Below are 24,612 nucleotides of genomic sequence, written 5' to 3' on the forward strand. Positions count from 1 at the left end.
AGTTTCAATCTCCAGCGGAGATTCAGCCAGCTTCTAACTTCATCTGTGCGCTTTTGTACTCCAGGTAGAACCTGAGTTTCAATCTCCAGCGGAGATTCAGCCAGCTTCTAACTCTTCGTTGATGCTGTTGTCAAATTGAGACCATACTGTTTCAATCTCCAGCGGAGATTCAGCCAGCTTCTAACTTGTCGTCGCAGGCGTCGCAGCGTCGCTATTCGTCGCAGCGTGTTTCAATCTCCAGCGGAGATTCAGCCAGCTTCTAACTCTGCGCAGCTAGTATAGCACCATAAGCGGGGAGAAACAAGTATTTTCGAGTACCTGTATCTTTTGGGCCTTCTTAAGTACCATTGTCCATCTGCATACCTGCCCATCGAACCCGCTCCAGGCAGGTGAATACGGGCCTGGTACATCTGCGAGCAGCAGCGCATATGATGCCCACAGCTTCACCTGCTCGCAGGCCAAGGAGTTTACACCACAGCGCCACTTGACAAGCGCCGCATGATAAAAAGAGGGAACCCTACCAGGCGAGTGATAAGGAGGCCAGCACAGCTATGTCACTCAATGAATCGCCCTACGCCCTCATTCCTCGGCTTGTCAAAACACTTCACCTGTTGCAGCGGCAGCCCACCACCGCACGCAAGCTTTGTGAAACAATCTCGCCTGAAACCCAGCCAGCAGGCGCCAGCGGACTGATGCGCACCATCCGTGATGTTCGTGCGCTTCGGCAGCTTGGGTTTCTCATCCAGGAGAGCGGCAAACCTATCACATTCACCCTCATCGGCTGGCCGATTCCACCCTTTAGTAACGAAGAACTGAACACGCTCGCCTTAATTCGAGAAACATTCGGAGCGCCAGTTCCCCATTCCGGCAGAATACAGCAACTCCTCGAACGTCTCACCGCCTCCCTCCCTGAAACACAGCGTCGGGTCTATCTCCGGCGTCCTGCGCTGCGTGTGCCCCTCCACACAGCCATAGACTATCGCCCCTATGAAAAGCTGATCCTCTGGCTAGAAGAAAGCATCTCCAACCGTCATCAAATCGCCTTTGATTATCAATCAGTCACCTCTCAGTCTGTGGTGCGCCATGACCCGCTTGATCCGTATGAAATTGAATACTTCCACAATCACTTTTATCTGATTGCCTACAGCTATCGCTGGGGATATACGCAAGAGTTCCGCATTGATCGCATCATCGAAAACGAGAACAGCCCACAGCGCCTCCACACCCTTATCCCAGGCATAAAGTCACGTCGGCTCATCACCTTCACCTATCGCCTTCCAGCGCGCTTCGTTGAGCATGGTGTCAGCGAACGCTTTATCATCCTTGACCATTCTACCAAAGAAGAACCGAACGGAGAATGGGCTTATATTACGGCGCAAGGCCGCAGCGACTTCTGGATCATCCGCACGCTTTTGGCCTACGCGGAAAACGCCGTGATCGTCGAACCAGCCTGGCTCAAAGAAAAATACCTCGCCACATTGAGAGCGATGCTGGCAGCGAACGAATCACATTCGTTATAATTTTCCGCATTCTTGGACGATTCTCAGCCTCTTGCATCGCTCGGTATACTAAGCAAGAAGTCCTGATCTCCGCTTTGCATCCGACAGAATATGTCGGATGCGTCTGCTACACTTGTATCAGAGACCGGCAAGCGCGAGAGAGTGGTTGAGGCGCCGGTAGTTCAATACTGAGGAGCGCGACACTATGGATGGCTACTCGTTTTCCGACTACTTCCAGATAGACGCTGAAGGGCAATCGCTGCTTCAGGACTATCTCGAAACCGTTGCCAAAGGACCATTCCGCCGCTACAAAGCGCTTGCCCAATACGGCAAAAAAGCGGGGGAATCGCTCTATACCCATATCCTCGATGGCATCCTCACCCTAAACCAATTATGCAGCCTGGTCGCCCTTGACGACACCGAAATGCGCACCCTCTTCACCGCCTTCACCCTTCACGACATCAACAAGCTCGATACATGGCCGCGCAAAAACTTTGTCGAAATTGCCACCCCGGAGAACGTCGAACGATTCATTAGTGAGTTTCGGCTGAACGAATTCTTTCCAGGCTACCTCCATTATCTTCAAGATATTGTCGAATTGATCCTTGCCCATCCTGGGCACAGCAACTATGATGTAGCGCGGCTGGACCTGACGCGCGCGCATCTATTCGGGTTGTCGCTTGAGCGGCTGAAGGTACTCATCCACCTCATCCGTTCCGCCGACAACCTTGACCTCTCCCAGACGCTGGATGAGTGGCGCGGCCACAAAGACAAGTTCCTCTCCGAATTCAACATGGCCTGCGACGATACGCAGTACGAGTTCTTTACTCATCGTCTCACCGAGCATCGTGGCTTGCTCACCAACATCATCCACAACAACATCAGCCAGACGCTTCAGGAGCGATGTCAGGCCATGCCGCTGCTGCTCTATCCTGAAGGCATCGCCTATCTCGTCAAGCGCGGCTCCAGCATCATCGTTGATGACGCCATGCTTGCCGATATGGCCGGGCGAATTACCAGCGCCATTCAGGCCATGACCAGAGCGCGCTTCGAAGACTTTATCGAAGTCCGGCCTCTGGGCATTCGCATCAACGAAAAATGCCTGGAGCTAGGCATCCCCTTCAGCGATCTCATGCAAGCCGCCCGCAGCATCATCGAACGGCGGCGGCTCGATGCCACCGAACTGCGCCAGAAGGCGCAGGCCCGTGCCGAGCGGCGGCTAGCCGACATCCCAGCCAACGATCCGCGCCAGGCCGCCACCGCCGCGCTGCTGGCAAATCCAACCTTCGTACCCGACGCGGCTGACCGCCTGCGCGCCGCTGAGGCTATACGCACCTACTATATTTTTCTGAACGAGCATTTCAGCGCCGCTGTGGCCGACCCCTGGGCGCGCCTTTATGATCTTTTCCAGCTTCCCCAGGATCAGCGCGCAGGCTATGAAGCATTCGACCCTCGCCTGGACCGCGCCTATGTCGTCATCAACGACGTGGCACTTTCCACCGGCGACATCTGGGAGCGCATCATCGCTGATGGCTCCGCCTTGCTGGGCCAGCGCCAGAACGCCGACCCGCGCATCCCGCTCTTCGTGGAGTATGTGCAGCAGACCGCGCAGTTCGGCTCCCCCGCGCAAGAGGAGCGGCCCAATTTCCAGCACTACCTCAAGCAATACACCACCAACCAGCACCGCCAGTGTGTGCAGTGCAGTGCCTGGTTCCCAACCGAACCCTGGATGAAGTCTGATGTGCGCTCGGAGATCAGTGTCAACACATTCTCTAATCGGCTGGCTGGTGGACCCGGCGAACCCAAGAAATATATCTGCGCACTGTGTCAGGTCCAGTTCCTTGTTGAAAAGCTCGCCTTCCAGGAAGTGCGCGGCGAACATATCTTCTATCTGCATCTGTATCCCTACTCGTTTTTGCCCGCCGCCTTCATCGAAGGAGTACGCGCCAATGTACAGCGCGACAGGAAGATGGATGCAACCGCCCAGGCGTTCTTTCTGCGCCCCGAAGACTATATTGCCCAATACGCCCCCAAGGAAGCGCCCCCAGAACTGCAATTCCTGACGCAGACGAAAGCTGGGAAACCGCACGTCAACGGCCTCTATCTCCCCAATTACTCAGAAACCATCGGCAACCTCATCATCGAACCCATCAATCCACCCGGCGACAACGACACCGAGCGGTTTCTGTATGTGCTTCAGATGGCCCTGCTGCTCCAGCGTCATCGCGGCTTGAAAGCGTTGGTCAGCGAATCGCCAATACCGCCGCTGCGAAAAGACGACTTCCGCGACCTCTACCTCGACCTGCAACCGCTCAGCATGCAAGGGCTGACTGAGGATGTCAACTTTTCCGCCTATCAGGACGGCGACCAACCGGGGAACCTGGAACCGCTCTGGGAACGCATGAAAGCCATCATGACCTTGCGCAAACACCTCAATAGTATCAAAGATAAACGCAACCCGGTTATCGAACTGGCGCGGGCGCTCACCACGCATCCACTGGAGGTCTTCTATGTCGCCGAACGGCTGCTAGACAACCGGATGAGCGAGCAGCGCTCGTTTTCCAAGGGGCAGCAAATCTTCACCCGCATCAAGGAAGCGCGTATCTTGCTCCCGGCGCTGGAGCAATTGGCGAAAGCCACGAAAGGAGGACAGAAAGTGGCATCGGTCAGCGACCAGTTACAACAACTGGCAACCATTGCCTGGGCAGGCGGGCTGCGCGGGCGCTCGCTGGAGAAGCATTCGCTCATGGTACCCTTCAACGAATGCCTGAATCAACTCAGCCATCCCAGCAAAGCCTTCGATGAAGCGGCGATCCGCGCCACCATCAACATGGAAATCTTCGAGTACCTCAAGCGTACCGCGAAGGAGGGATACAAGCCCGGCGCGCGCAAACGCGAGGCCATCAGAGCATTTGTGGACACTTTCTTTGATGGGTTGTATGGCGGCGTCTACGACAGGAACAAAGCCTTATTCCTCAACGATGAGCGTCGGCTGCGCTCCGCCTATCTCTTCTATATCTGGGAGCGCATCCCGCACAAGGGCGAAAACCTGCCAGAAGATTCCATCATCGATGAGCCAGACGAACCTGACTCCGAGGAAGTGTTGGAGTCAGGAATAGTTGAGTAGTGGATAGTGAACAGGAAGGATACACCGCAACCATGAGCATCATTGATCGCTACAGCGCCCATCTGCCAGCCACCTATAGCAACTCGCCCCAGGGGCGCTTTGTCAGCCTGCTGCTGGTGCGCAAAGTGGAATCAGAAGCCATCTTCCGCACTGAAGGCAGCGGCGAACCGCTCAACCGCGAATTCGTCTTTGCCGGACGCCAGCATCGTGAAGGCCAGCCACCTATTCCGCGCATCGTCATCAGCAAGCGCAAACAAACGGCAGTCGAACGCCGCACCGGGCGCGAACTGCTGCGTCGCTATAACCTGCTCAAAGGCAAAAATGATCGTGTCTGTACGCTCAACACCAACACCCCATGCGAATGGTGCGTTGATTGTATGCTCTATGGCTATGCCGCTGGAGGCGGTGGCTCGCAGCGCTCGCGGGTCATCACCGACGATGCCTTTAGTTTGCACTCCGCCGAGACGATCACCGGGCAGCGCCAGTTCAACGCCCTCTTCGACAGCAGCACCATGTATGATCGTGATACCGGGAAGCGCTCAACCAGCATCAATACTGACGAATATATCCGCCCGGAATCGCTCTTCATCGACATCGAAACCCTGAAGGATGTCACGCCCGACGAACTGCGCTACACGCTTGGCAACCTGTTCCGCTCAGCGCGCTATGGCGCGATTTCCTCGCGCATCGGCAAGATAGAGAATATCCTGGCGGGCGTCGTCTTCAGCGATTGCGAACTCTTCTCTAATCTGGAACTGACGCAGACCGTCTTTGATGTGCTGGGCGATGGTAAAGACCTCGACTTTCCGCTGCACCCAAGCCAGGCCGAGCGCGCTGTGCGCGAAGCGACTACTGGCTTGCTGCGTGACCTGCCGGGACGGTTTGTTGCGCTCTCCGAAGAGGAAGTGAACGACCTCCGGCGCGAGATCGTCGCGCTCTATTCCGACGAGTCGGCGCTTGAAAGCATGCTGCGCCAGATGACCGCGAGCTACGGCCCACGAGCTTAGAGAGGGGACGACAATGCCCCATATCTATCGCTGCGCGCTCGAACTGATGGAGCCAACTTTCTTTAGCAGCCGGGAGGTCAGCGCCATCTATCAGACCGAGCCGCTGATCGGCAACTATGCCCTGGCCTATGCGTTTGGTTTCTGCCAGGCGCCCTATCGGACCGCTGGCTCGCCGCGTTACCGCGAAGACCTGGGCGGCCTCAATCAGCGCGGCCTGTATGTCACACCGGCCACCATCCAGGGCGCGCCGCGCTTCACCGTCGGCGAATTCAACGCGCAGACCGATACTTACTGGTACGCGATGGGAAATAATCTGCTGGTCACGCGGCCAGATGGCGCATGGGCAGAAGGAGCAATGGGCGCCTGGTATATCATCGAGCGCCCTGGCGAGAAAGGCCGCAAGCTCGGTGTAGAGAATCGGCCCCAGCATGGGCGCATCCGCTATCTGGCGCTTGGCAACGTTGCGCTTTGCTATGTCATCAGCGAGCAGGACATCACTATCCCACGCTATATTCGGCTGGGTAAGTTTATGAGTAAGGCCAGAGTGACCGCCGAGCCGGTTGCCTTCGAGCTGGTCCATGCGGAAAACGTCACTATTGGCTTCCTGCTGAACCCAGCCGATCTGCCAGCGGAACTGGCTATGACGTTCTGGGACACGATCAATGTACCCCCAACGCCGCTCATCAAAAATCTGCGCTGCTCCGGCGCGTGCTATCGCATTGACCGTGACCGCTATCTCCCGGCGCGGATGGCCTTCGGCGTGTGAACAAACACGCGTGGCGGGGGAAAGCAGGGCTGCTTTCCCCCACCTGCCCAGGAAAGGACTCTCTTATGAAGATCAGGCTCCAGGCTCACGAAGAGAAACTCGCGCCCCCGCATCCGCTCTTTAAGCGGCGCGATGGACGGCCCCTGCTCTACCACCAGATACGCACGCCAGAAGCCCTTCAGACGCGCGATCTGGTGATGAACACCTACAACACTGGCGCGGGCAAGACCATTGCCGGGCTGATGTACCTGCTGGATCCCGCCATGCAGCACAATAAGAATGTGCTGGTTATCGCGCCCACCAACGCCCTACTAGAGCAGCATGCCAACGATATTAGCGACTTCGTGCAGAATGAGGGCCTGCGCTATCAGGTCCAGACCGTCACCGCCGCGACGCTCAACCAGTTGAAGCCGGGCTATCATCTGCGCAAAGGCGAACTGCTCTATCGCCTCATCGAAAATCCACGCGAGTTCAGCGCCGATACTGCGGATCAAAGCAAAAAGCCGCTCATCATGGTCGTCAACCCGGATATTTTCCACTACGCGCTGCTCTACCAATACCGTCCAGTTGACCAGCGCAACGTCTTCGCCGCCATCGTCACGGCGTTTACCTATATCATCATTGACGAGTTTCACTATTACGACAGCAGGCAGCTTGTCTCTTTTCTCTTCTTTTTCCTGCTCTCGAAAAAGTGGGGCTACTTCGAGCGGGCAGGCCGCAAGATTTGTCTGCTTTCGGCCACGCCCACCGACGAGCTACGGCAATATCTGGATAACCTCTTTGGCGAGCGTTGGACTCAGATCGCGCCGGAGAACGAGCCACCCGAAAGCGAGGACTACCAGCGTATCCCCGCCCTCGCGCCCCTGGAAGTAGAAATACTATCCGACGCCCTGCCAGAGTGGATCAGGCAGCACAGTACCCAGCTTGCCGACTGGAAAGCGCGAGGGCTGGACACCGCTATCATCAGCAGTTCGCTGCGCAAGATCAACGAGGTCTATAGTCATCTACAGCGGCAGGGACTAGAGGCCGGGCGCATCACCGGACCGGAGCCAGAAGAGAAGCGGCTGGCAGCCATCAAGAACCCCTTTATCCTGGCAACGCCAACAGTGGATATTGGCTATAACTTTGACCGCCCGGAGAAAACACCCAGACGCCAGCCCATTGATGTGATTCTCTTCGATGCGCGCTTTCATGATGAAGCGATTCAGCGCCTGGGGCGCGCTGGCCGCGTGCTGGGGCGGGATGTGACCGATTATCCCGGCCAGGCCATCGCCTTCTTGCCAGAAGAGGCCGCCCGGGCGTTGCAGCAGCACGATGGGCAGGAGATGAGCCGCCCGGATTTCAGCGCCCTGCTCCGCGCGCTGCCGGAGCTGCCCGCAAAGCATCGCCTCTTTCGCTATATCAGCGTCTATGGCATGATCGAAACGTTCTTCCCCATCGCGCTGCACACCAGGCGCGAACAGGCTGATGGCCGCGAGGAACAGCTTGAGTCCCTCTTTAAGGAGATGCGCAGCGCCCTGGCTCCCCACAGCAAGCGCAAACTGCCGGGCCTGCGTTACGGATTCGAGGTTTTCCGAGACAACGAGCAGTTTGTGCAGGAGCGCCAGCGCAATCAGCGCTGGCTGCCTCCCAGCGACTATACCTTGCGCAAGCACCTGCAACGGTTCAGCGAGTGGTTTGACCAGACGGGAGAAGTGAGCGAGAGCCGCTCCTTTGAGCAGGAAATCGCTTTCCTCAAACGCAGGCCGTCGCTGGCGGAGCGCAGGCTGTCGCGCTTCATTCACGAGCAATATTATCTGACGAAGGCGCTCTTCAGCTTCCGCGACGCTTTTTCTGGCCCAGCGGCCAACGTCTATGATCCTGAACGCCTGCTTTCTTCCGAGCCGATCAACAGCTACGACCTGTTTCACATTCTGGAGAATTATCACTACGATGTGCGGTCAGCCGACCAGTTTCGCCAGCTTGCGGAGGGCTATCCTGAACGCCAACACCTGCTTGACTCGGACGCTGCGGTATCTCTCGTACTGAGAGGCCGACGCGAGGAGAAGCTGTACCTGACGCTTGCGCTTGATTTTGAGGATGAAGAGCAGGTCTTCGAGAAGCTGTACACCTGTCGCCCGGTTGCCTGCGCTGGCTTTACTCTGCAAACTGTGAGGTCGGGCAAAGAATCAATTCCCATGCCGCTCCCGCAAGAACTGGCCGAAGCGATCAAAAGCGAGTATCTCCCCTTTCTTGCTGTGCGCGATTCGGCTTCTCACCGGCTTATCCTGGTGATGCGCCAGGCTCCATTCTACAGCCGCAAGCTGCAAGTGACCTGCCGAGGCAAAACGGTTGATTATCAGGCCATCTTTGGCAGCGCCGCCTTCCACATTGACGCGCAGTATGGCTGGTCTCTGCGCAGCCGACAGCGCGATGAGGACGAGCGCCAGACGGCCATTATCATCTAAGCGGCCATGAAAGGGAACGACCATGCAGCCTATACCCGCCAATCCTGATCTGTTTGCCTGTGTCCTGCGGCTGACGGCTCTGGACGAAGCCGAGTTGGAGCGCACGCAGGGCCACCGCGCCCACGCGCTCTTTCTTGCGCTGATGCAGCAAGCAGACCCATCGCTGGCAGCGGCGCTCCACGACGCGGGGCGCAGCAAGCCCTTTACCATCGCTACTCTTCAGACAGAAGCCCGACGCCTGCGACCCGGCAGCAGCTATCTCTTGCGGATCACTCTCCTGCGTGGGGAGCTTTTTGGCCCGCTGGCGCGCCTTTTTCTGCCAACTGAAAGACCGCTGCTGCGGCTGGGGAGCGCGCGGTTCGCTCTTCAGGATATGCTCGTTACGCCTGGCTCGCATCCCTGGGCTGGCGCAGCTAGTTGGGACTCGCTGCTGGACGGAGCCGCGCCAGCCGAAGAACTCACCCTCCACTTCGTCACGCCAACGGCCTTTACGCAAGGGGCCGATGCCAACGGCCACAAGCGCGTGGGCATCTTCCCTGAGCCAGCCGCCATGTTTGGCAGCCTGCTCCGGCGCTGGAACGACCTGGCTTCCACCCCTCTGCCCACTGATCTGCTGGAGCGGGTGGACCTGCTGCCCAGCAGCTATCAATTGCGCACCGAGATGCTCCAGTTCGCCAGGAGCCAGCAGGTGGGCTGTGTTGGGCGATGCGCCTATCTGGTGCGTGGGTCGGTGGCTGATCGCCGCCTGGTCCACGCGCTGGCGCGCGGGGCCTTCTTCCTGGGAGTTGGCTATAAAACCACGCAGGGCATGGGCCTGGCGCGGCTTGATGAGCGCCGCGCAGCGGCAGTCACACAAGCGGCCCCCGACACCGCTGAGGGCGGGCAGGTTGGGGCGCCTGCCTCGTAAGGAACAAGGTAAAAATGGACGACTACATCCCGCTTTCATACATCAACGCGCTCGCGTATTGTCCCCGCCGTTTTTACTATGAGTACGTTGAGGCAGAAATGCTGGATAATGAACACGTGGTCGAGGGTCGGCTCTTGCATGGCCCCAGCGACGAGGGCGGCGCAGTGTGGCGCGAAAATGTCACGCAGCAGCGGCGTATCTATGTCTGGAGCGACCGATTGCTTCTGGCGGGCATCATTGATGTGGTCGAGTGGCGCGATGGGCAGCTTGCCCCAATTGAATACAAGCGTGGACGGTTGGGGCGCTGGAAAAATGACCACGCCCAACTCTGCGCGCAGGCGCTCTGCCTGGAGGAGCGCCTGGGTGTCAACATTCCTCAAGGCTATATCTTTTCCTTTGCCAACCAGCGGCGCGAAACCGTTGAGTTCACGCCGGCCCTGCGCGCCTGGACCGAGGAACTCGCCGCCCAGGCGCACCAACTGGCCGATCAGCTCACCGCGCCGCCACCTATCGAGGAACGCAAGCGCTGCTCAGCCTGTAGCCTGGAACCGTTCTGCTTGCCAGATGAGGTACGGGCAATGCTGGCTACCCCAGGAGGCATACAGGATGATTGATCCCAGGACGGAAAGCGAGCCGCGCGCTGCGGCTGTTCTCTATACAACCGGCGTGGAGGAACTTATGGGCGCGCTCTATCTGACTGAACCCTACAGCCTCGTACAGCAAGAAGGCGAGGCGCTCGTTGTCAACATCCCTGCGAACAAGGCGCTGGCGCGGGAGCAGCGCAAAGTGCGCGTGCCGTTAATTCGGATCGATCAGGTGATCGTCTTTGGCGAAATCACCCTGACCGCCTCTGCTCTTCAGATGTTGCTTGAGCGGCGTATCGCGGTGCATTATCTCACCAGTCACGGACGATCCTATGGCTCAGTCGTGCCTGACCCCACCAGGAACGCCGCCCTGCGCCTTGGGCAGTTCCGGGCCTATCACGAGTATCAGACGCGCTTTCATTTGGCGTCTGGCTTTGTCGCTGGCAAACTTCGCAATATGCGCACAGTGCTGCTGCGCTATGAACGGAAGCGAGAGGAAGGCGCCGCTGGGGCCGCCGCCCGGCAAATCAAAACCGCGCTGCATGATCTGCTGCGCCTTCAGCCATCCGAGCATCCCGAACAGGACAAGCGAATGCACGGGCTGGGGCAGATATTGGGGTGTGAGGGGCAGGGAACCAACGCCTACTTTGCTGCGTTGGGAACCGTTCTGCAAGACCCGTGGCGATTCATAGGGCGAAACCGCAGGCCGCCCCGCGATCCGGTGAACGCATTGCTCTCGCTGGGGTATACGATCCTTGCCAACCAGACGGTCTCACTGATTACCCTGGTCGGACTCGATCCCTACATTGGATACCTGCATAGTCCCGGCTTTGGCAAGCCTGCGCTGGCGCTCGACGTGATCGAAGAGTTCCGCCCCTTAGTTGTCGATCCGGTTGTTGTTACCATGCTGAACACCAACGCCCTGCACGAGCGCGACTTTGTTGACGAGTTCGGAAGTGTGCGGCTGACGGACCGCGCCCGAAAAGCCTTCCTGGAAAAGCTGGAAGAACGTCTGAACACCACCATCCAGCACCCCTATTTTGGCTATAAAACGACCTACCGGCGGTGTATCGAGTTACAGGTGCGCCTGCTTGGCAAGGTGCTGTTGGGCGAGTTGCCCAACTATCAGCCTTTTATTGTGCGGTGAGCGCGATGAAATCCCAGGAAACGACGTTGTACGTGGTCGCCTATGACATCTCGGATGATCGAAGGCGGACTCAGATACACAAACTGCTCTGTGGCTATGGCGACTGGACGCAGTATTCGCTCTTCGAGTGCTGGCTTACCAGGCAGCACTTGATTGAGTTGCGCGCCAAACTCAAGAAAGTTCTGAGGTCAGGAGGCAGCCTGCGTTTTTACCCGCTCTGCAAAAGCTGTGTGGCGCGCGTTGAAACCGTGGGAAGCCCGCACCCGGCAGAACCACTTACCATCATTCTGCAGGTTTCCTCAGTTGCAAGGTTTACTGGAACCCCTCTGTTCATATCAGAGCATCCGAATCCGGTATCTGCGAGCAGGTGAAGGTGTGGTCAGCGTAGGCGGCGCTGCTCGCAGATGTACCAGGCCCGTATTCACCTGCCTGGAGCGGGTTCGATGGGCAGGTATGCACATGGACAATGCTACTTAGAAGGCCCAAAAGATGCAGGTACTCGAAAATACTTGTTTCTCCCCGCTTATGGTGCTATACTAGCTGCGCAGGGGTTAGAAGCTGGCTGAATCTCCGCTGGAGATTGAAACTCTTTGGTGGCCTGGCGCGGGGGCAGGATGTGTTCAGTTAGAAGCTGGCTGAATCTCCGCTGGAGATTGAAACTCGTCTACCAACGCATAGCTGTCATCTGCGACCAGGAGTTAGAAGCTGGCTGAATCTCCGCTGGAGATTGAAACTGATCACGGATATGCAGCGCATCATCCGTATTTTCGTTAGAAGCTGGCTGAATCTCCGCTGGAGATTGAAACTTACCTGGCCCGCAAATGGGGGGCTTATCGGCAGGGGTTAGAAGCTGGCTGAATCTCCGCTGGAGATTGAAACGGTGCAAACACGGCAACTGCCAAAATTGTAGATGGCCGTTAGAAGCTGGCTGAATCTCCGCTGGAGATTGAAACTACTGCATTGCCATATACGTCGTCCATGGCCTGGGGTTAGAAGCTGGCTGAATCTCCGCTGGAGATTGAAACGTCGGCTGCCGGATGATGGCGCTGTTCTCGTTGTGGGTTAGAAGCTGGCTGAATCTCCGCTGGAGATTGAAACCGTAGCTCTGGGATTACACTCGTAGGCTCGTTGCAGTTAGAAGCTGGCTGAATCTCCGCTGGAGATTGAAACTATATCACAGCCTGCCCGACACTGACCATATCACTAGTTAGAAGCTGGCTGAATCTCCGCTGGAGATTGAAACGCATGCCAAAGTCAATGCCTGGCTGGACAGCCAGCGCCAGGTTAGAAGCTGGCTGAATCTCCGCTGGAGATTGAAACCTGACGGCAGGGGGCGAGCGGGGGATCGGCTTTCTAGGTTAGAAGCTGGCTGAATCTCCGCTGGAGATTGAAACAATGCGCAAGATGACTTGCATGCGGCGGCAGATGCGTTAGAAGCTGGCTGAATCTCCGCTGGAGATTGAAACATCCGATCCACCTGTATAGGCGCCCCCCGCTCGGAGAGTTAGAAGCTGGCTGAATCTCCGCTGGAGATTGAAACGATGATTGGGCGTCCCAACCACCCACGCACCCGAAAGTTAGAAGCTGGCTGAATCTCCGCTGGAGATTGAAACTTCTGCACTCATAACTGCCCACCTACTTCTTATTCTTGTTAGAAGCTGGCTGAATCTCCGCTGGAGATTGAAACTACTAACTTCAGGCGTTCAACATTCAACGAAAGAGGTTAGAAGCTGGCTGAATCTCCGCTGGAGATTGAAACAGGGCTTCGATCTCCGGCTCAAACGCAGCGACGGAGTTAGAAGCTGGCTGAATCTCCGCTGGAGATTGAAACGGCTTGCAGTGGGATGCACACCAGGACAGCCGACGGGTTAGAAGCTGGCTGAATCTCCGCTGGAGATTGAAACTATGCCGAGAACTCAGCCTCTGGAAACTTCCAGCAGTGTTAGAAGCTGGCTGAATCTCCGCTGGAGATTGAAACAAATGGCTTACGCCTGTTACTAAAGAGGCATTTACGTTAGAAGCTGGCTGAATCTCCGCTGGAGATTGAAACCCTAGCGCAGACGCTCGGATGGCAGCATTATAACGTTAGAAGCTGGCTGAATCTCCGCTGGAGATTGAAACGAATATCCAAAGGCGCCAGAAGTGGGCGAGGCAGGTTAGAAGCTGGCTGAATCTCCGCTGGAGATTGAAACTTCCAGACATGCCCACGTCATGTATTGACGATCACCGTTAGAAGCTGGCTGAATCTCCGCTGGAGATTGAAACCGGGCAAGGCTTACTGCATGTGTGGCAAAGCGTCAAGTTAGAAGCTGGCTGAATCTCCGCTGGAGATTGAAACTTGTCTGAGAGCGGTATCAGGCCATGGGGGGAGTTCAGGGTTAGAAGCTGGCTGAATCTCCGCTGGAGATTGAAACTCCGGTCGATCAGGGTCTCCATCTCTTGCATCTGCGCCACGTTAGAAGCTGGCTGAATCTCCGCTGGAGATTGAAACCATCAGAAAGCGCCGGGTAAAATAGACGCCGAGGGTTAGAAGCTGGCTGAATCTCCGCTGGAGATTGAAACGGCTTGCCACATTCAGCGCAGAGCATCATCATCGAGCGCCAGGAGCCGAGCGAGGAACAGACGCAGGGGATGTGTCTCGACAAGGGTTATGACTATGACGGGGTGCGCGACATCCTGCGCGAGTTTGGCTTTACTGCCCACATTCACACGCGGGGAGAAGAAACCAGGGCACTTAAGAAGGAAGCTGGCTTCAAAGCGCGGCGGTGGGTGGTGGAACGAGCACATTCCTGGATCGGGCGGAATCGGCGGCTCTCGAAGGACTATGAATACTTGCCAGCCACGAGTGAGGTGTGGGTGTACTTGAGCATGCTCCGGGTGATGTTGAAACGCTTGGCGCACGAGCAGGCAGAGCCAGCCTTCCATTATCGCCGTGTTGCTTGAACCCAGGCTGGAAGCCCTCTCGTACAGCCTCTAGCGGCGCCTATACTAGCTGAAACTCGTGATTGCGCGCACGCCGCAACAGCTCCTGAAGCTTGTCTCGGTAGAAATTCCAGCTATCACCCGCTGCATAATCCTCAATAGCAGGCAAGACCTCGTAACCGCGCCCCCGAAGCCAAGCCTGCCCACCCAGCCGCACCGGCACAAAATATGCAGCCTGCAAATATCGGGCAGCGATAGTCTCTCTGGCGAATAGCGATGAGGCGCAAAGGAGCAAAAGCATGTTTCACCGGATTCTCGTGCCGCTTGATGGCTCGGCGCCGGCTGAGCGTGCGCTGCTTGTGGCTGCGCGTCTGGCTCGCTCCCTGAATGGCGCCCTGATCCTGGTGCGGGTAGTACAGCCGTCTTTTCAGTCGGCAACCTTTCTGTCGCCCGCGTTGGAGATGGAAACACAGATCCTCCCAGAAAACCTGGATAGGGCAACCGCCTATCTCGCCGGAGTAACCCAACGACCTGAGTTGGCAGGGATAAAGTGCGAAACAGTGGTACTCGTCGGGTATCCGGCAGAGATGATCTTGAATGTTGTTCAGTCCGGCCAGGCTGATGTCATTGTCCTCTGTAGTCATGGCCGGACGGGCCTGCTGCGTTGGGTGCTGGGGAGCGCAGCGCAGCGCATAGTCCATCAGGCTCCTGTACCTGTTCTGGTGTTACATCAGCAAGGGCCTGCGCCGACAACAGATGACCAGCGCCCGCTGCGCGCCCTTGTCCCCCTCGATGGCTCCTGGCTAGCCGAGGCAGCGTTAGGGTCGGCAGCAACACTGGTGAGTCTGCTGGCCCCCCAGGGGCAACGGATAGTGCATCTTGTGCGCGTGGTAAAGTCCCCACCAGTTGAATCTGAAGCGGCCCCGAAACCATCTCCTGAAGCTAGAGCCAGAGAAGCCGCCTTGCTTGAGGCACAAGACTATCTGAGCCGCACCGCAGAATACTTGCAGAGGGGACCGCTCGCTCAGCTTCAGGTCGAGACCACCTGGTCGGCTCTGGTTGATCAAGATGTCGCCGGAGCACTGGTCAATCTGGCGCAGCGCGTCCCAACAGCCACCAGCACAGAGGATATGGGCAGCTTTGATCTGATAGCTATGGCAACACATGGGCGTGGGGGCTTACATCGCTGGGTAATGGGCAGTGTCACCGAGCGTGTGCTGTCTGCCACCAAACTCCCACTGCTAGTCATACGTCCTCAAGAGGTCATCGTCACCAACCGACTCAATGCTGAACCCTCTATCAGAGAAATGGTTCTCACCTGAATACCCTGCTTCTTTCAGGGCAGCGTCTTCTTACACCAGGCAAATTAAGAGTAGAAATGCAGATCGCAAACCGAGATGAACAGAGCAACACGGAAAGGATTGGAAAATGCTTGATATTACTCGATGGGATCCCTTGCAAGAGATGATGAGTCTGCGCGAGGCCATGAACCGTCTTATGGAGGAGAGCGTGCTGCTTCCCAGCGCCCGCCTGGGAAGCGTGACACCAGAAACAGGCAAGCCCTCCGTCCGTGGGACGCACCTGCTGGGGACGCCTGCGCTCGATATTGAGGAGAAGGGCGATACCTTTATCGTCCAGGCATCGCTGCCAGGCGTCAAGCCAGAAGACGTACATATCGAGGCGCGCGGCAATCAGGTGACGATCAGCGGGCAGGTGGGGCAAGAGCAGGAGACCGAGCGCGGGAACTATCTCGTGCGGGAGCGGAGGATCGGGCAGTTCTACCGCACGTTTACGCTGCCGAGCGAGGTCAAGACTGAGGGCGCGGAAGCCACCTATGAGCATGGCATCCTGACGCTGAGCCTGCCCAAGAGCGAGGCAGCGCGCACGCACCAGATTCCTCTGCGCTCGGCAGGGGCAGCACAGCGCCTGGAAAGCGGGCAGCCGCAGGCGCCCGCGCAAGGGCAGTTCCAGACGCCCTGGCAGAGCCAGGGGCAACCTCACATGCCAGGACAAGAGCAATCTCAGACGCCAGGGCAGGGGCAGTTCCAGACGCAGGGATGAGCAGCCCTGAACCAGAACCCTGCCTGAATAGCGCACCCGGAGGCCTGTAGCGGCGATCAACCGTTAGCTCCAGGCCCCCCGGACTTCTAGTCGCCAGGAGTCAATGCTCAGCCGGGGTGAGAACCTGAGCCTCATTCCCAGATTCTGGACTGATTGTGTTGTTCTTTGGCGCGGAACGCTGCTTCGAGGTCAACGTGATAGCAGTTTGCCAGATCTAGCAGATAGCTGAGCACGTCAGCAAATTCTTCTTCCAACGACATCTTCCCAGGTTTTGCAGGCTCTGCATACAACCCAGCCGTCTTGCGCAGCGCCTTGGCAAGTTCGCCAACCTCTTCGATAAAAAGGACAAACTTTTCAGCAGGAGTATCTTTCGTCCAGCCTCGCTCCTTGCAAACCTCAGCAACGTAGTGCTGGAGATCGCTCAGAGTAGGCTTCTCTGACAATTGAGCCATACACACCCCTCCTCAAGAACTATTCTCTGGCTGATGCAGCCAGTGTGCCCTGCTCGTGTTGGAAATGCCAACACTTGCAACCCTAGTATATCTGAGCTATGCTACTGCTGTGCGCCACACACTGAGGAGTGGGGGCGCAATTTTTGGAGCCAGGAGGTGCGGAGTTTCTTCTCGCCACCTGAAGGCGCGCGGGCAGTTATGCCGCAGTACTGATGAACATTTTGCTCACCGGCGCGTTCGGCAACCTCGGCATGAGTACCCTGGAAGAACTATTACAGCAGGGGCATCAGGTGCGCTGCTTTGTATCCAGGCGCAAAGCCCATCAGCGCACTGCCAGACGCTTTGCAGGCAAAATCGAACTCATTCAAGGCGATATGCGCCAACCGGCAGACCTCACACAAGTTGTACAGAATCAAGAGGCCATCATTCACCTGGCCTATATGCTGCCACCGCAGAGCGAAGATCAGCCCGATCTGGCTCGCGCGATCAACGTAGACGGGACGCGGAGCCTGCTTGATGCCGCCCGCAGTTTATCCAGGCCGCCCAGGTTTTTGTTCGCTTCCAGCTTCGATGTCTTCGGCCATACCCAGGACCAAGCGCCGCCCCGTAAAGTGACTGATCCGGTTCAAGCCAGCGACCACTACTCCTCCCATAAAATCGCTTGTGAAGAGATGGTCAAAACCTCCGGGTTGCAATGGGCGATTTTCCGTTTCGCAGATATTCCTCCATTGGGCCTGCGCAGCCCACATCCCATCATGTTCAGCATCCCACTCGCCACACGTTTCGAGGTCATACATACCCGCGATGCGGGGCTGGCGGTTGCCAATGCGATGCGCTCCGACGAGGTTTGGGGCAGAATACTGCTCATCGGCGGCGGCCCCACCTGCCAGATTCGCTACCGGGACTACCTGGGGCGCATGCTGGATATGATGGGCATTGGTATGCTGCCGGAGCGCGCCTTCGGGACTGAGCAATATTGTACCGACTGGCTGGATACCGAGGAAAGCCAGCATCTGCTCAACTATCAGCGCTCCTCTTTTGAGGACATCATGCAAGAACTGACGCGCATCGTCGGCTACAAACGGCAGCTTGCAGCACTGGTGCGCCCGCTTGCGCGCTGGTATATCCTGCGTATGTCACCTTTTTACCGCGCCTGAGCCTGGCATCTGCTCACCCTTGCGCTCTCTTCTTGCGGCGGCCTCCTGTTCCCCTCAGCCCCCACAGCAGCGTTGCTCCGGCCAGCGCGCCCAGGGCTATCTTCTGGCTTTTTGGAAGCTGCTGCATGAGAAGCGAGAAGTAGATCACCACCGTCTGTGCCACCGTCTTGAAATCCATCGTGCTAATCAAACCATCGGCCAGGCCAAAGGGCAGCAGCGATGGCAGCGCGCCGCGCGCATACTCTATCATCCACACATGATCGGGATAGTGCATACCGGCGCTCTGCCCCTTGCCTATAAAGATATGGTCCCCAGGTGTATAGACATCGCGCTGAAACTGCCCCTCTTGATAGTACCAGGCTTCCCCATCAAGCACTGTATCGTAAAACTCGACCAGATGACGCCCGGTATGCCCTTCGCTACCGATGGGCGTCCCCCAGATCATCACGTACTCTTTGGTTGAGGCATGCAGCAGCTTCATCTGGAGCATCACCCCTCCAGCGTTGTTGAAAATCCAGGGCTTGGAATCATCTATCATGCCAGGGTAGCACTCCGACAGTTCCGCAGTAATGCTGGCAAACATCTGCTCAAGAGGCCGCCCAAGATGTTTACGGCTCATCTCGTGGATAACCTGGGGGTCAAATACATAGCTGGTCATGGTTGAATACTCCTTAGAATGCCTCACACAACCGACGGTTGGCCCCACCCCTGCCGCCTGGAAGGACGGCGCTACAACCCCGCCCCTGCTCGTGCGGAGGTTGTGTCAGGCGCTCTTAGCCTGGTGATTCTCCCTTCTCGTCAGGGAGCAGGACTCTGCTCTATTTTGCATGAGCCAGGAAGACACGTCAAGGGAACAAAAAAATGGCTTGCGCACGTATTGCCAACTGCTGCTTTTTCTAGTATACTTGTTCTAGTTTGCGGGGTAGCCTCTCGCAGAAGGAGGTCGCTAATGCCGTCTGTTACGGTTTTCCTGCCCGGCGCGCTGCGCGTGAAAGTTGGAGATCAGCCGGTTCTCACGGTCAACGGCAGCACAGTACGTGAAGTCATTGACTCCCTGGAGCAAACCTATCCTGGTCTGCGCTTCCAACTGTGTTACGAGTCAGGCGAACTTCGTCCTTTTGTGAATATCTTCCTGCACCGCGAAAACATCCGATACTTGCAGGGGCTGGATACTCCTGTTGCTCCTGGAGGGCAGCTATTTATCTTCCCGTCGGTTGCGGGCGGGTAAGAAATGTCTTCTGCTGCTTCTCCTCATGCTAAGATAAGGGGGATACCTATGGCCGATCAACATCCGTATTCACCGGGAACCGTTGTTCTGGCGCTTGGCACCAAGCGCGGTCTCTTTCTCGCCACCTCTGCTGACAGAGTGAAGTGGGACGTTCACCCTACCTCCCTGGAAGGGCACCGAATCTTCCACGCCATCCTTGATCAGCGCGCTGGCCGTCGGTTGTTCGCTGCCGATAATGGCGATTTCTTTGGCAACTTTATCCGCTACAGCGATGATTGGGGGCAAACCTGGCAGGAGCCAAAGCAGGGGATTCAATTTCCCCAGGAAGGTGATCTTGCTCTGAAGAATATCTGGGTGATCGAACCAGGCAGAGCCAACGAGCCTCACACCGTCTATGCTGGTGTCGATCCTGCGAGCCTGTGGGTGAGCAGGGATCGAGGCGAGACCTGGGAACCCAACAACGCTCTGCTGACCCATCCGACACGGGCGCGCTGGGAACCCGGTGCTGGCGGGCTTTGCTTACACACCATCATTGCCGATCCTTCCAAACCTTCACGTATGTGGGTAGGTATCTCAGCAGTGGGATGTCTGCGAAGCGATGATGGCGGCCAGAACTGGGTTTTTGCCAACAAGAATACCCGCGCCGATTTTTTGCCTGATCGCTATCCTGAATTCGGCCAGTGCATCCATCGGCTGGTCCAGCACCCCACCAGGCCCGATATTCTCTACCAGCAGAACCATTGCGGCGTCTACAAAAGTACGAATGGGGGCGAAGATTGGATCGACATCCAGCAGAATCTCCCCTCGGATTTTGGCTTCCCTATCGCCCTGGATACCCACCATCCTGAGACAGTCTTTGTCATTGTCGAGGATGGTCGTGGACGCTATAACTTTGGCAACCAGTTTACCGTCTATCGCACCACGAACAGCGGGGAACACTGGGAGCCACTGTCGAAGGGCTTACCGACAGGGAGCCAGGTCAAGCTGGGCGTGTTACGGCATGGGATGTGTACCGACAGTCTCAACCCTTGCGGGGTCTATGTAGGCACCAACACCGGCCAGCTTTTTGCCAGCCCCAACGGCGGAGACACCTGGGAGCTTCTTGCCGACTTCCTGCCGCCTATTTACTCGGTGACTGCGGCTGTTCTGGAGTGATCGCTGCGGCTCAAATGAGCCGCAGCTTTTTCCCAACCGTCCTGAAGAGATCAAGCGCCGTGGCTAAATCCTCCTGGGTATGCGCCGCTGAGACAATACAGCGGATGCGAGCTTTGCCCTGCGGCACCACCGGATAGGTGAACCCTTGAGCATACACACCCACGGCGCGAATCTCCCGGCTCATCGCGGTGGCGCTCCCCTCATCTCCCAGCATGATGGGAACAATAGGCGTCACACTGGCGCCGGTATCAAATCCCAACTGCTGGAGGCCGCTGCGGAAGAAGCGGGTATTTTCCCAAAGCCGGTCCAGGCGTTGGGGCTGTGCCGCGAGCAGGTCCAGGGCGGCAAGCAATCCGGCGGCAACCATAGGCGGCAGGTGGCCTGTACTGAACATGAAGGGGCGGCTTCGCTGAAAGAGGTAATCAATCAATTCCCGGTCTGCCGCGATGAAACCGCCAACGCCTCCAAGCGCCTTGGAAAGCGTACCCATTTCAATAGCAACCCGCCCCTGCACTCCAAAGTGTTCGGCAATGCCGGAGCCGGTCTTCCCCAGGACGCCATCCCCGTGGGCGTCATCTACATAGACAAGCGCCCGGTAACGCTCAGCCAGATTCACCAGTTCGGGAAGTGGAGCCAGATCGCCATCCATACTGAAAACCCCATCAGTCACGATGAAGACGGCCCGCGCGCCCTGACTGGCACGCAAATGGGCTTCCAGCGCGTCCAGATCGTTGTGTGGATAAATGCGGCGCTCAGCGCGCGAGAGGCGAATGCTATCTACAATGCTCGCGTGGTTCGCGCTATCGCTGATAATCACATCCCCTTCCCCGGTCAGCGTCCAGAGCGCGGTGAGGTTGGTATCATAGCCAGTCTGGCAGACCAGCGCGGCCTCGCGGTGCTTAAACGCCGCCAGACGCTCTTCAAGCTCCTGATGAACCTTCATCGCATAGAGCAGGCGCCCTCCGCCAAGCCCAAAGCCATATTGATCGAGAGCATTCCGAGCGGCTTCTATCACCTGCCGATCCTGCGCAAACCCCAGGTAGTTATTGGAAGCCAGATTGATGTAGGACTGGCCTTGAATGGTGATGCGTGGACCCTGAGACCCTGACAGCGGTTCAGGGCGGTAATAGCGTCCATCCTGTTTCAACGTGGCGAGTTCTTGCGCCAGGCGCTGCTTCAGATGATCCAGACTCATCTGCTCAGTCCTCCTTTGGTGAATAGTGAACCCAAGATAGCAGATGAGTCCCACCGGGTCAAGACGGGCGCGGGCCTCTAATGAGCTTTCGGCACAATGCTATACCTGATCTCAGTCCACGTATGACCGCCGTCATTCGTTCTGTAGAGTTGTTGAGGCTGATCGGTGTTCACCCAGTTGATAGCCCAACCTGTTGTCTCCGAAACAAAATCGAGTTGTTGAAGGGTGGAAAAACGCTGATTGATACGAATCTGGTTCCAGCGTTGCCCGCCATTGCTTGTGACCCAGAGCGTATCAGCCTGGCTCCCCCCGGATGCAGCCGCCCACCCATGACTGGCATCGCTGAAGGAGATGGTCGCACTGCCGCCAGGAAGCATAGACCTATCCTGCCAGTTAGCCCCGCCATCATGGGTGAGATATAATTCCAGCCCACCACCCCCGCTCTGAGGCGTTCCTGCCCGTTCCTGCGAGAACTGGGGGATAACGTTTATATTGGCCCACAGAAACCCATCCTGGGCGTTCACAAACGTTGGGGGAGACACCAGCAGCGGCAGATCAATCGTTCCGCGCGGCAGAGCGAGCGATTGGCGCCGCCAGGTCTTGCCGCCATCATGCGTCACATAGACCCAGGGAACAATCGTCTGTATTTCAAGCCCTGTTACCCAGCCATCTTGCGCGTTGAGGAAGACCAATCCTGTGAGAACGTCATTGTATGGCAAAAGGCCCGATTTGTTCTGGCCGGAGAAACTCATAGTCTGCAACTTTGTCCAGGTCTGACCGCCATTGAGAGTCCGATAGATGCCGCCGTCCTTCCCAAGCACCCATCCATCCATCGCATTGATAAAGCTGTACTCCAACACCACTGCCGGGGCATGCGCCTTTTGCCAGGTCTGGCCGCCATCCGTTGTCCCGAAGAGCGTCTGTGGCAGGCTCAACACCCATGCTGTAGAATCGGTTAGGAAATGCGTAAGGACCGTATTTCCTCCGCTAGAGAGCGGACGGGAAGACGAACCGCTCAGGTGAGCCTGGGCCGCCGGAAAGCCGGGAGTCACGTCGTTCCAATGGAGACCACCATCGGTAGTACGCAGCACTTTAGACGCGGAGAAATTTCCATCAAATGGTAGAGACAGCGCCCAGCCGGTGGTAGCATCAATCATCTGGAACGTATCGAACAACAGGTTCACTGACTCAATAGGCGATGTCGGGGTAGGCGCGGCGCTTGTGGTGGCAGTAGGAGTAGCAGTAGCAGCAAAGCCGTGACTCGTTGTTGTAGGACGCCGAACCAGGACTAATCCGGCAACCAGACTACCCAACAGTACCGCGAGCAGCATCGTGGCAGCAATGGTTCCTGCCCGTTGGCGCGAATGACCCTCAGAGGCGGAGAAAAAGCGATTCATACGGTGTCGCCAATCGTTGCGTGAGCGCCTTTCCACAGCCGGGATCGCCCTCTGATTGACAGACAGGAAAGCAGCGCCTCTCTTCAACAGGCGCTTTCTAACAGAGGCCAATGACTCGGCATCAGCCTGTTGCTCAGGTGTATACATATCCTGGAGCGCAGCAATCACCCGCCGCTCTGGCGTATGCGCTTCGCCTGGCAGGCTGGCAGGGAGCGCCTGAGTCAGTTGGTCAATTTGTTCATCCACTGTTTCAGGAGGGAATGGGAGTTCGTCGAGCGCCATGAGGCTTTCCTCCTTCCTGCTCTTCGTAGAGGGTTCGTAAGAGCCTGAGCGCACGCGAGAGCATCATTCGCACCGCTCCCTCGCGCTTACCCAGGAGCGCAGCGATCTCAGGCGCGCACAATCCTACGGAAAAGCGCAGCCGCAGCACCTCTTGCTGAAGCCTGGGCAGCCGTTGGAGAGCGGCGCGCACATGGCTCTGTTCTTCCTGGCGCAGCACTACCTGCTCTGGCGCCAGAGCTTCATCCTCTTCAAGCGTGTCGGCGACATCATCCAGAGCAACGCGGGACCAGCGTTTCTTGTACCGATAATGATCCACAAGCTTGTAATAGGCTACCCGGCGCAGCCAGGCCAACCGCTCTGCTTCAGGGACCGAGGCAAGCTGCTCATGCTCCAGCGCCGCAACAAAAACCTCAAGCAGCATATCCTCGGCATCCTCTCGTGATGCCAGGCGTCCGCGCACATAGGCAAAGATCGAGACGGCATAGCGATCATACAGGGAAGCGATGGGTGGGTCTTCCACTTGTACAGGACTTGCTGGTCGTTGCATCCTGGCCCTTTACACATACAACAGTTCGACAAAAGCGCGCTTTCATCTTTCTGTATCGAATCTGAGCCGGAAGTGTCACACCGCTCAGATGATTGCGGTGAACATCTTGAGCCACGCGCGCGCAATCAAAGCATGCCCCGCAGGTGATGGATGAACACCATCAGGGGTCCAGAAGTCCGGCTTGCGCTGCGTCGCCACCTGCGCGAATAAACCGTCTAATGGGATGAACCGCGCCCGGTACTCCTGGGCAAGTTGGCGTATTGCCACAATTTTCAGGTCAATATCCTCGCGCCAGGTCATCTGGTCCCTGGATACTGGCAAAAGAAACGGCTCACAGATGATGATTCGTGCGTCCTGGGCAGTCGTGGCTTCCAGAATCTCCCGATACGCAGCCACAAAAGCACCCACCGGGGTAGGATCGTTCTGGTCATAGCGGCGCCAGGTATCGTTGATCCCGATCAGAATGGACACCCAATCTGGATGCAGCGACAGACAATCTTTCTCCCAACGGGCGCGCAGGTCACGAACCCGATCACCACTGATCCCACGATTGAAGAACTCAGTCTGCTTTTCAGGATACCGGGCAGCAAAATAGGAGGCGGCCATCATCACGTACCCGCTGCCCAGGTCCGTATCATCACGGCGGCTGCGCCCACAGTCTGTAACGCTGTCGCCTTGAAATACCACCCGCAGTGGTTTTTCCTGTTCCATGATCTCATCTTCTCCTGTACC

Annotated in this window: 20 protein-coding genes, 1 pseudogene and 2 CRISPR repeat arrays; of the genes and pseudogenes, 15 read left to right on the top strand and 6 right to left on the bottom strand. The window is 57.2% G+C overall.

Translation table 11 applies throughout. The features are described 5' to 3' along the window. Position 1 precedes the first annotated feature (1 nt). A CRISPR array of direct repeats spans positions 2-265; the repeat unit is 38 nt; unit sequence GTTTCAATCTCCAGCGGAGATTCAGCCAGCTTCTAACT. 286 nt (positions 266-551) lie between these two features. The 12 genes and pseudogenes from VH599_06995 (at position 552) to VH599_07050 (ending at position 16,467) form a co-directional block, all read left to right on the top strand. Next, positions 552-1,520, top strand: coding sequence for a WYL domain-containing protein (locus VH599_06995; protein HEY7348052.1), 969 nt, complete (start codon positions 552-554; stop codon positions 1,518-1,520). 184 nt (positions 1,521-1,704) lie between these two features. After that, positions 1,705-4,626, top strand: a complete 2,922-nt coding sequence (gene cas10d, locus VH599_07000; GenBank protein ID HEY7348053.1) for a type I-D CRISPR-associated protein Cas10d/Csc3 — start codon at positions 1,705-1,707, stop codon at positions 4,624-4,626. A gap of 32 nt (positions 4,627-4,658) precedes the next feature. After that, positions 4,659-5,633 (top strand): type I-D CRISPR-associated protein Cas7/Csc2, encoded by a 975-nt coding sequence (gene cas7d, locus VH599_07005; GenBank protein ID HEY7348054.1) that lies wholly within the window; start codon positions 4,659-4,661, stop codon positions 5,631-5,633. Positions 5,634-5,646: 13 nt separating this feature from the next. Beyond that, positions 5,647-6,399 carry a type I-D CRISPR-associated protein Cas5/Csc1 gene (gene cas5d, locus VH599_07010; GenBank protein ID HEY7348055.1) on the top strand — a complete coding sequence of 251 codons (753 nt, stop codon included), beginning with the start codon at positions 5,647-5,649 and terminating at the stop codon, positions 6,397-6,399. A gap of 65 nt (positions 6,400-6,464) precedes the next feature. Continuing rightward, a complete protein-coding gene (cas3, locus tag VH599_07015) occupies positions 6,465-8,846 on the top strand; it encodes a type I-D CRISPR-associated helicase Cas3' (protein HEY7348056.1) in 2,382 nt (793 codons plus the stop codon). Positions 8,847-8,868: 22 nt separating this feature from the next. Further along, positions 8,869-9,753 carry a CRISPR system precrRNA processing endoribonuclease RAMP protein Cas6 gene (cas6, locus tag VH599_07020; protein ID HEY7348057.1) on the top strand — a complete coding sequence of 295 codons (885 nt, stop codon included), beginning with the start codon at positions 8,869-8,871 and terminating at the stop codon, positions 9,751-9,753. 14 nt (positions 9,754-9,767) lie between these two features. Continuing rightward, positions 9,768-10,367 carry a CRISPR-associated protein Cas4 gene (gene cas4 / locus VH599_07025; protein HEY7348058.1) on the top strand — a complete coding sequence of 200 codons (600 nt, stop codon included), beginning with the start codon at positions 9,768-9,770 and terminating at the stop codon, positions 10,365-10,367. Then, on the top strand, positions 10,360-11,484 hold the full coding sequence (gene cas1d / locus VH599_07030; protein ID HEY7348059.1) for a type I-D CRISPR-associated endonuclease Cas1d: 1,125 nt from the start codon (positions 10,360-10,362) through the stop codon (positions 11,482-11,484). The genes cas4 and cas1d overlap by 8 nt, the downstream gene beginning before the upstream one ends. 5 nt (positions 11,485-11,489) lie before the next feature. Then, complete coding sequence (gene cas2 / locus VH599_07035) at positions 11,490-11,855, top strand: CRISPR-associated endonuclease Cas2 (protein HEY7348060.1); 366 nt, start codon at positions 11,490-11,492, stop codon at positions 11,853-11,855. 179 nt (positions 11,856-12,034) lie between these two features. Next, positions 12,035-14,046: a CRISPR direct-repeat array (repeat unit 37 nt; unit sequence GTTAGAAGCTGGCTGAATCTCCGCTGGAGATTGAAAC). A 12-nt stretch (positions 14,047-14,058) separates the two neighbouring features. After that, positions 14,059-14,427, top strand: a pseudogene (locus tag VH599_07040) (transposase). Between the two features lie 278 nt (positions 14,428-14,705). After that, complete coding sequence (locus VH599_07045; GenBank protein ID HEY7348061.1) at positions 14,706-15,728, top strand: universal stress protein; 1,023 nt, start codon at positions 14,706-14,708, stop codon at positions 15,726-15,728. A 106-nt stretch (positions 15,729-15,834) separates the two neighbouring features. Beyond that, complete coding sequence (locus VH599_07050; protein HEY7348062.1) at positions 15,835-16,467, top strand: Hsp20/alpha crystallin family protein; 633 nt, start codon at positions 15,835-15,837, stop codon at positions 16,465-16,467. A 131-nt stretch (positions 16,468-16,598) separates the two neighbouring features. Here VH599_07050 and VH599_07055 read toward each other — a convergent pair whose 3' ends face one another. Beyond that, positions 16,599-16,919, bottom strand: coding sequence for a MazG nucleotide pyrophosphohydrolase domain-containing protein (locus VH599_07055; GenBank protein ID HEY7348063.1), 321 nt, complete (start codon positions 16,917-16,919; stop codon positions 16,599-16,601). 212 nt (positions 16,920-17,131) lie between these two features. On the opposite strand from VH599_07055, the gene VH599_07060 reads away from it, so the two are divergent. Then, on the top strand, positions 17,132-18,076 hold the full coding sequence (locus VH599_07060) for an NAD(P)-dependent oxidoreductase (protein HEY7348064.1): 945 nt from the start codon (positions 17,132-17,134) through the stop codon (positions 18,074-18,076). Between the two features lie 13 nt (positions 18,077-18,089). Here VH599_07060 and VH599_07065 read toward each other — a convergent pair whose 3' ends face one another. Beyond that, positions 18,090-18,734, bottom strand: coding sequence for an ERG2 family protein (locus VH599_07065; protein ID HEY7348065.1), 645 nt, complete (start codon positions 18,732-18,734; stop codon positions 18,090-18,092). Between the two features lie 291 nt (positions 18,735-19,025). Here VH599_07065 and VH599_07070 point away from each other — a divergent pair, with 291 nt between their 5' ends. Both VH599_07070 and VH599_07075 read left to right on the top strand, forming a co-directional pair. Beyond that, positions 19,026-19,304 (top strand): MoaD/ThiS family protein, encoded by a 279-nt coding sequence (locus VH599_07070; GenBank protein HEY7348066.1) that lies wholly within the window; start codon positions 19,026-19,028, stop codon positions 19,302-19,304. A gap of 48 nt (positions 19,305-19,352) precedes the next feature. Further along, on the top strand, positions 19,353-20,459 hold the full coding sequence (locus VH599_07075) for a sialidase family protein (GenBank protein HEY7348067.1): 1,107 nt from the start codon (positions 19,353-19,355) through the stop codon (positions 20,457-20,459). Positions 20,460-20,469: 10 nt separating this feature from the next. Here the strand turns inward: VH599_07075 and VH599_07080 are convergent, their stop codons facing one another. From VH599_07080 to VH599_07095, 4 genes are all read right to left on the bottom strand, one after another. Further along, positions 20,470-21,654 (bottom strand): glycine C-acetyltransferase, encoded by a 1,185-nt coding sequence (locus tag VH599_07080; GenBank protein HEY7348068.1) that lies wholly within the window; start codon positions 21,652-21,654, stop codon positions 20,470-20,472. A 77-nt stretch (positions 21,655-21,731) separates the two neighbouring features. After that, positions 21,732-23,333, bottom strand: a complete 1,602-nt coding sequence (locus VH599_07085; GenBank protein ID HEY7348069.1) for a YCF48-related protein — start codon at positions 23,331-23,333, stop codon at positions 21,732-21,734. Beyond that, entirely contained in the window at positions 23,302-23,880 is a 579-nt protein-coding gene (locus VH599_07090; GenBank protein HEY7348070.1) for a sigma-70 family RNA polymerase sigma factor, read from the bottom strand. Before VH599_07090 ends, VH599_07085 begins: the two co-directional genes overlap by 32 nt. Before the next feature lie 84 nt (positions 23,881-23,964). Continuing rightward, positions 23,965-24,591: an SGNH/GDSL hydrolase family protein gene (locus VH599_07095; protein ID HEY7348071.1), complete on the bottom strand. Its 627-nt coding sequence runs from the start codon at positions 24,589-24,591 to the stop codon at positions 23,965-23,967. Positions 24,592-24,612: the final 21 nt, after the last annotated feature.

The organism is Ktedonobacterales bacterium (genome assembly GCA_036557285.1).
In the GTDB taxonomy this organism is placed as follows: Bacteria; Chloroflexota; Ktedonobacteria; order Ktedonobacterales; family DATBGS01; genus DATBHW01.

Excerpts from the sequence above, each read along its gene's own strand:
- VH599_07085 (HEY7348069.1), bottom strand. The coding sequence starts at position 23,333 with ATGGCGCTCGACGAACTCCCATTCCCTCCTGAAACAGTGGATGAACAA.
- cas10d (HEY7348053.1), top strand. The coding sequence starts at position 1,705 with ATGGATGGCTACTCGTTTTCCGACTACTTCCAGATAGACGCTGAAGGG.
- VH599_07055 (HEY7348063.1), bottom strand. The coding sequence starts at position 16,919 with ATGGCTCAATTGTCAGAGAAGCCTACTCTGAGCGATCTCCAGCACTAC.
- VH599_07095 (HEY7348071.1), bottom strand. The coding sequence starts at position 24,591 with ATGGAACAGGAAAAACCACTGCGGGTGGTATTTCAAGGCGACAGCGTT.
- VH599_07050 (HEY7348062.1), top strand. The coding sequence starts at position 15,835 with ATGCTTGATATTACTCGATGGGATCCCTTGCAAGAGATGATGAGTCTG.
- cas5d (HEY7348055.1), top strand. The coding sequence starts at position 5,647 with ATGCCCCATATCTATCGCTGCGCGCTCGAACTGATGGAGCCAACTTTC.
- cas6 (HEY7348057.1), top strand. The coding sequence starts at position 8,869 with ATGCAGCCTATACCCGCCAATCCTGATCTGTTTGCCTGTGTCCTGCGG.
- VH599_07080 (HEY7348068.1), bottom strand. The coding sequence starts at position 21,654 with ATGAGTCTGGATCATCTGAAGCAGCGCCTGGCGCAAGAACTCGCCACG.
- cas1d (HEY7348059.1), top strand. The coding sequence starts at position 10,360 with ATGATTGATCCCAGGACGGAAAGCGAGCCGCGCGCTGCGGCTGTTCTC.
- VH599_07090 (HEY7348070.1), bottom strand. The coding sequence starts at position 23,880 with ATGCAACGACCAGCAAGTCCTGTACAAGTGGAAGACCCACCCATCGCT.
- cas3 (HEY7348056.1), top strand. The coding sequence starts at position 6,465 with ATGAAGATCAGGCTCCAGGCTCACGAAGAGAAACTCGCGCCCCCGCAT.
- VH599_07070 (HEY7348066.1), top strand. The coding sequence starts at position 19,026 with ATGCCGTCTGTTACGGTTTTCCTGCCCGGCGCGCTGCGCGTGAAAGTT.
- cas4 (HEY7348058.1), top strand. The coding sequence starts at position 9,768 with ATGGACGACTACATCCCGCTTTCATACATCAACGCGCTCGCGTATTGT.
- VH599_07060 (HEY7348064.1), top strand. The coding sequence starts at position 17,132 with ATGAACATTTTGCTCACCGGCGCGTTCGGCAACCTCGGCATGAGTACC.
- VH599_07045 (HEY7348061.1), top strand. The coding sequence starts at position 14,706 with ATGTTTCACCGGATTCTCGTGCCGCTTGATGGCTCGGCGCCGGCTGAG.
- VH599_07065 (HEY7348065.1), bottom strand. The coding sequence starts at position 18,734 with ATGACCAGCTATGTATTTGACCCCCAGGTTATCCACGAGATGAGCCGT.
- cas2 (HEY7348060.1), top strand. The coding sequence starts at position 11,490 with ATGAAATCCCAGGAAACGACGTTGTACGTGGTCGCCTATGACATCTCG.
- VH599_06995 (HEY7348052.1), top strand. The coding sequence starts at position 552 with ATGTCACTCAATGAATCGCCCTACGCCCTCATTCCTCGGCTTGTCAAA.
- cas7d (HEY7348054.1), top strand. The coding sequence starts at position 4,659 with ATGAGCATCATTGATCGCTACAGCGCCCATCTGCCAGCCACCTATAGC.
- VH599_07075 (HEY7348067.1), top strand. The coding sequence starts at position 19,353 with ATGGCCGATCAACATCCGTATTCACCGGGAACCGTTGTTCTGGCGCTT.